Genomic DNA, 6,769 nt, shown 5'->3' with positions numbered 1-6,769 from the left:
ATAGCCAGTGGATTTCGGATAGGGAAGCCGATAATATTCCAAATTGTTCAGTTTTTTAAGCAGTTCCGCATTTACCCTTCCGCTGCTTGCCAATTTTCCACCTTTATCGTAATCCAATCCGTTTTTTCGGGTAATGTGGTTGAGGATCATATTCGCCAGTCCGATATCGTAGGCGATACGTTGGCCATCCCTATCGAAAGATACATTGGCAATGCCCCCAAGGTTCAGGCAGAAGTCGTATTCACCAAAGAACAGGGTATCGCCGATAGGCACCAAGGGGGCGCCCTGCCCGCCTAATGCCACATCGTTCGTACGAAAATCGCAGATGACCTTTTGACCGCTGGCATTGGCCAAATGCTGTCCGGATCCGATTTGAAAAGTGAGTCCCATTTCGGGCCGGTGGTGGGTGGTATGGCCGTGGCTGGCGATACATTCGACATTCAGGGCGTGTTCGTCGATAAAGCTTTTGGACTGCTCGCCCAGCCAAGTACCATAGGAATTATGGAAGCTCAACAATTCCTCTGCGGGGAGAAAAATGGAATCCCGCAATTTGGATTGCATTTCAGGGGCATAGGAAACGCTCTTGGTCTCCTTTATCTTGAATTTCCACTTTGTACCGGACGGCCAGATGTGGCAGAAGGCCAGGTCTAGGCCATCTAAAGAGGTGCCGGACATGAGGCCTAAAATTTCGTATGTTTTCATTTTGTGTTTTTTTCTTCGGTAAACCCCGGCCCTACGGCAGGTAAGTCCGGGTATCCTCTGTGGCAGTTTGTCGAAAAACCGGTCTATGGAGTTTTGCGGAAAATGCCGTGAGGTTCATAAAGATAGCGTTACGGGCAATTTTCCTGTCGCCCCTAAATTACCCAAAAAATGCTCGGCCGCAACTTCCTGAAATACTTTAAAGTTTTGATAGGCGATAATCACGGCTTTTGCTTTTTTATAATCGATGTGGTTCAGCACATACGGATTTCCAAAATGGTACAGCACGACTTTTTTCGTTTGGATGAGTTCGTTGATAAAAATCAATTCTTCCTCAGAAAATCCGAAAGAACGGGTCGGTTTTACCTGCGGGGGAAATAGGGCCAAAAGGATGGTTTCCCCTTCGCTAAACGAGCCTTCCGCCGAAGAAATATGATTAAAGCTTATATACTCATCTATGGTTTTAAAAAAATGATTGTCCCTATTTTTTGAAATACTGATACCGGTAAAGTTATTCGCCCTGAAATTTGAAATCACCTCGGCCGAACCTTTGAACAACGTCAAGCTTTCGGCTGCTATTTTCCGGTTCAATTCATGGGGAGTCCGTAGGTCTGCATTAGAATTTGAATCTGCCCCGCCAGCCGTCGGACTAGAACCGGACCGGCCATCCGCCCAATTCGACGCTTTTGCTTGGTCACTGACAACCGGCATAGAATCCGGTCGAGATGAAACCGAAGCAAGAACCTTTTCCTTTAAGCCCCAGATCCGTTCTAAGCTTGCTTCGATCTGTGCTTCGGATGCATTTTTCAGGATGGTTTCGATGCCCTCGGCAGTATGTTCCGCAAAACAGAGCACATCGTTGCCGGCATCGAAGGCCAGCCATTCCAGTTCGCCTTTGATGGGATGATTTTTCGCTACGGCGTGCATGTTGAGCGCATCGGATATGACAACGCCCTTGTATCCCATTTTATCTCTCAGTATTCCTTTGATGATTTCTTTGGATAGGCTTGAAGATTGGGTTTTGCCATCCGCCAGTGCAGGAACGGAAAGGTGGCCCACCATTACGGAATCCACGCCTTCATCGATCAATTTTTGAAAGGGATGCAGTTCGTTTTCGAAAAGCGCCTCTTTCGATTTATCGATAAGCGGAAGCTCTAAGTGCGAATCCGTCGCCGTATCGCCGTGGCCGGGAAAATGTTTGATGCTGGTCAGGATACCCTCGCTTTGGGTGCCTTTGATAAAGGCCAACGCCTTTTCGGCCACCTTGTGCTTGTCGGCCCCAAAAGAACGGTATCCGATTACGGGATTGTTGGGATTGTTGTTTATATCGACACATGGCGCGAGATTCCAATGGATGCCTGCTGCCCGGCAATCTCTGGCGATATTTTCCCCGATTTTATAAATTAAATTGGATTGGTCATCCGCCAAGGCTCCTAATGTTATGGCATAAGGATATTGCGGGGTGTTCTCAATACGCATGGCCAATCCCCATTCCGCATCGATGGCAATCAGTAACGGATATTTGGCCGCTTTTTGATAGCGTTTGATCAGGGTTTTTAGCGTCTCAAAACTGTTTTCATTATGAACTACGGTTTTTACGCCTTCGAAATTGGTCGCCGCGCTGGCACGGCTATGGAAAAAACAGAGGCTCCCGACCTGTTGTTCGCAGATCAGTTTTTCCAGTTTCCGTATGTCGCCCTCGGTGTCATTTATGAAGGCGGCGGGCATAAACAGCTGTCCCACTTTTTCTTTGGCAGTAAGCTGTTTTGCCGCTTCTTTATAAGGTATAGCTTTACGCATCCGTATCGTTAGTTTTCTTTCCAAAATCCGCGGGATATTCGATAAATTTCAATAGGAAGACAGCGGGCAAAGCGGCGATGACCACCCAGACGAAAAAGCCGCCGTAGCCCAGCCATTGTTGCATATAACCGGAAATCATTCCCGGAAGCATCATGCCCAGTGCCATAAATCCGGTAGCAATGGCGTAGTGCGAGGTCTTTGATCTGCCCTCCGACACATAGATGAGATACATCAAAAACGCGGCAAAGCCAAAGCCATAGCCGAATTTTTCAAAGATGACGGTAGCCGAAACGGCGTAGATATTGGTAGTTCCGGTCATCGCCAAGATAGCATACAGAATATTGGGTACGTTCAGCGAAAGCACCATGGGCAGCATCCATTGTTTAAGACCGTCCCTTGAAATCAGGATACCGCCCAAAATGCCTCCGATGGAAAGAAATATGACCCCTGCCGTGCCGAATATCGTTCCCAATTGTTCGGTGGAGTAGCCAAGGCCTCCTTTTTCGGGGGTATCCAACAAAAAAGGGGCCGCCATTTTCACCAATTGGGATTCGCCCAACCGGTAAGTTAAAATAAACACCAAGGCGATGCCAATGTTCTTTTTTTTAAAAAACGAAGTGAACACAGCAAAAAATCCTTCAGGCTTATCCTTGGTGATAGCGGCCGAGGATTCGAATTTTGGGGTCGTAAAAAAGTTGGCTACCGTTAAGGCCAGCATCAAAAATGCGGCCGCCGTTATAGTAATGCTCCAAGCTTTGGTGTTGTCGCCGTACTTGTTTTCCAGAAATCCCGCCATGATTACGATAAGGCCTTCCCCCGTAACCATGGCCAACCGGTAGAAGGTACTGCGCATACCTACGAAAAAGGATTGCTTTTGTTCGGTAAGTCCGATCATATAGTAGCCGTCCGAAGCGATATCGTTGGTCGCGGAAGCGAAGGCGGCCATCCAAAAACAGGCTAGGGTAGTGGTGAAGAACATACTGGTCGGCAGGGTCAGTCCCACGCCCAAAAGGGCGATCGCTATCAACAACTGCATCCCCAAAAACCAGTTGCGTTTGGTGCTCTTCAGGTCCACGAAAGGGCTCCATAAGGGTTTCAGGACCCAGGGAAGATAGAGCAAGCTAGTATACAGTCCGATATCTTCGTTGCTGACCCCCAGTTTTTTGTACATGATCACCGATACGGTCACCACCAGCACATAGGGCAGCCCTTGCGTGAAGTAGAGGACGGGCACCCAGGCCCAGGCCCATTTGTCTTTTTTGATCAATAGTTTCGTTTTTGTTCTTTGCTATTCTAAATCTACAATTATAGCTTGGGATTCGCGCCCAAAGCGATCTATAAAAATAAGTGCAATTTGTTTTTGTTGTCCAAGGATTGTTTTAGGAAGGATTATCGAGTTGTTATTATCAACAGCTAATTTACCGAGCAGTTTTTTAATCGGATAACGGGATTTTGTTTTCCGCCCCGAAGGATAAATCGTTATAAATCGATAATCCCTTAAATCCTTAAAGTTAAGAACGATGGAATCATTTATCTTTTGCATCGATTCAAACTCAACATTTGCTGTTGCCCCACCTGACATCCAAGGGGATGCTGGGGGAAGGGCTGCCCATTTATAGAATTTTCGGCGTAGATATTTCACCACATCCGCGTTACTTTCCATTAGGCTTTTGGCACTGAAAAAAACGTTGCCCTGAACCCCTCCCGTATTTCTGGCGAGACGCAACTGTTTGGGCAGCTCTCTCTTTTTATCCCACGCCTTGTCGCTATTGTTACGGATTTTATAGGGGCCGTTACCGATGTAGAGGTTGCCATTGGTGCTGTTTTCGGCCCACCAGTCCACAATCTTGCGGTGGGAGGCAACCGGTAGGTCCATACTCCAATACACCTGGGGCACCAGATAGTCTAGCCATCCCTTTTCCATCCAAAGTAAGGGGTCGGCGTAGAGGTTTTCGTAGGTGGTCTGTCCCGCTTTCGTATCCGAACCTCTCGGGTCGGTGGCCTTGTTTTTCCAAACGCCGAAGGGACTGATACCGAGCTGTACCCAAGGCTTCCGGGCCTTTATGATTTCATAGCTGTCCTTGACCAGCATATTGATATTACTACGTCGCCAATCCTCAAGGGATTGGCCTTCGTGTGCGTACGCTTCGAAACTCAGCGAATCGCCGAATACCTCACCGGCGATGGTGTACGGATAAAAATAATCATCGAAATGAACGGCGTCGATATCGAAATTGGAGACCAGCTCATCGATGACCGAGACCATGCGTTCACGCACGTCCGGCAATCCTGGGTCATAATAGAATTTTTTGCCGTATTTCAGCATCCATTCTGGATGCTGGTTGTAGTCGTGATCCGGACTCAAAAGTTCCGTATTGAGATTAAAGGTCGCCCGATAGGGATTCAGCCAGGCGTGGAATTCCATGCCCCTTGCGTGCGTCTCCACTATCATCCATTTTAAAATACTTTCATCGGTTTCGGGCGCTTTGCCTTCTTCCCCTGTCAAAAACCGGGACCAAGGTGCGTAGTCGGATCCATAAAAGGCATCGCCAGCCGTTCGCACTTGAACTATCGCCGCATTGAAATTGAGGCTGTCGTAAAAATCGAGGATTTTCAGATAATCCGTCTTCTGTTTTTCGATGGGATCGGCACCTTTTTTGGGCCAGTCAATATTCACTACGGTGGCGACCCAAAACCCACGGAATTCCCTTTTTGGTTGAGGGATAGGGTTGAAAATGGCACAGGAATTCAAAACAAGCAGCGAGAATAGGAACAGGAGAATATTCTTGACCATACTATAAATAAAAAAGGTCTGTTTAGATTCAAAAATAGACCTTTTCACTAAAACTTATACCTAACAAACGCCTCCATCGCCGCATAATCGGCCAGGCCAAGGGCATGGTAGCGTTCGGCAGTCTGTTTGTTACGCTCTTCGGCCCGCATCCAGAATTCCCGGGAATCATCGCCTTGGAACATGACCCCGTCTTTTTGGGATTGGTGGGCGAAAATGGCGTTCCGCTTTCGCAATACCTGACCGGGACTCATAGGTACGGCCATTTCGATCTCGTTGGTATCCCATTCGTGCCAAGCACCGCGGTACAACCAGATCCAGCAATCTTTCATGAACGGTTCCGATTTTAGGCGCTCGAGGGCTGCAAATATGGCATCTAGACATACCTTGTGCGTACCATGGGGGTCGGCCAGATCGCCCGCGGCATAAATTTGGTGCGGCTTTATTTCTTTGATGATATGGACCATAATCTCGATATCGGCTTCCGAAAGAGGGTCTTTTTTGACGCGTCCGGTTTCATAGAATGGAAGGTCCAGAAAGTGCACATTGGCGTCGTCAAGACCGAGATATCGCACGGCCGCGTACGATTCCCCTCTGCGTATATCCCCTTTCAAGCGCAATACCTGTTTCGAATCGTAGCTACTTTCTTTTTTGGCCTTAATGTAATCTATGATTTCCTGTGCCTCTGTCGATTTGTAGATCCGTTTTGAAATCTCGGCGAACTTCAAGGCTTCTTTGTCCGATACGGCGATATTGCCGGAGGTCTGATAGGCGACATGTACCTCGTGTCCCTGCTCAATCAATCTATCGAAAGTACCGCCCATGGAAATGACATCGTCATCGGGGTGCGGACTAAATATGATGACCCTTTTCTCTGCAGGTTTGGCACGTTCGGGCCTATTCGTGTCGTCGGCGTTCGGCTTTCCTCCGGGCCAACCGCTGATGGTATGTTGAAGCCGGTTGAACATTTTGATGTTCAGGTCGTAGGAATCCTGTAACGCCAATAGGCCAGACATTCCGTTGTCGTTATAATCTTTGTCCGTTAAGCTTAAAATAGACTTGCCGGTCAAGGTGCACAGCCAGACTACCGCCTTTCCGGTAAGTTCTTCGGTCCAGTCTAACGATTCGTCCACCAACCAGGGCGTTTTGTTTCGGGTAAGCAGGCTTCCGGCGCCAGTATCAAGAACGAAGGTACAGTTTTTATGTTCCTGAAGATAGGTGGCCGGAACCGTGGAGGAAATATCGCCTTCGACCGTCTCCTGAATAATTTCCGCCTTGTTCTGTCCCCAAGCGAGCAACACGATGCGTTTCGCATTGCGTACCGTGGCGATGCCCATGGTAATGGCCTTTCTCGGAACATTGTCTATACCGAAAAAAGCGGGGCCGGCATCCACCCGTGTTATGTAATCCAGGGTAATGACCCGTGTACCCGAGTTGTAATGGGATCCCGGTTCGTTAAAACCGACGTGTCCCGTTCGG

Annotated in this window: 5 protein-coding genes; all 5 read right to left on the bottom strand. The window is 48.2% G+C overall.

Going from position 1 to position 6,769, the window contains the following annotated elements; translation table 11 throughout:
• Window positions 1-702, bottom strand: a 702-nt coding sequence (locus tag ACEW8S_RS00395; RefSeq protein ID WP_373516219.1) for an anhydro-N-acetylmuramic acid kinase, incomplete at its 3' end; no start/stop codon positions are given.
• 114 nt (window positions 703-816) lie between these two features.
• Entirely contained in the window at window positions 817-2,499 is a 1,683-nt protein-coding gene (locus tag ACEW8S_RS00390; RefSeq protein ID WP_373516218.1) for a glycoside hydrolase family 3 protein, read from the bottom strand.
• Entirely contained in the window at window positions 2,492-3,766 is a 1,275-nt protein-coding gene (locus ACEW8S_RS00385) for an MFS transporter (protein WP_373516217.1), read from the bottom strand. The genes ACEW8S_RS00390 and ACEW8S_RS00385 overlap by 8 nt, the downstream gene beginning before the upstream one ends.
• A gap of 21 nt (window positions 3,767-3,787) precedes the next feature.
• Window positions 3,788-5,293, bottom strand: a complete 1,506-nt coding sequence (locus tag ACEW8S_RS00380) for a glycoside hydrolase family 10 protein (RefSeq protein WP_373516216.1) — start codon at window positions 5,291-5,293, stop codon at window positions 3,788-3,790.
• A 47-nt stretch (window positions 5,294-5,340) separates the two neighbouring features.
• The coding region (locus ACEW8S_RS00375) for a PIG-L family deacetylase (protein WP_373516215.1) at window positions 5,341-6,769 on the bottom strand (1,429 nt) is incomplete at its 5' end.

Source organism: Pricia sp., from assembly GCF_041745955.1.
Taxonomy (GTDB): Bacteria; Bacteroidota; Bacteroidia; order Flavobacteriales; family Flavobacteriaceae; genus Pricia.
This window is presented reverse-complemented; position numbering and strand designations above follow the sequence as displayed.

What these genes read in the sequence shown, in the direction of transcription:
- ACEW8S_RS00390 (WP_373516218.1), bottom strand. Translation starts at nt 2,499, where the DNA reads ATGCGTAAAGCTATACCTTATAAAGAAGCGGCAAAACAGCTTACTGCC.
- ACEW8S_RS00380 (WP_373516216.1), bottom strand. Translation starts at nt 5,293, where the DNA reads ATGGTCAAGAATATTCTCCTGTTCCTATTCTCGCTGCTTGTTTTGAAT.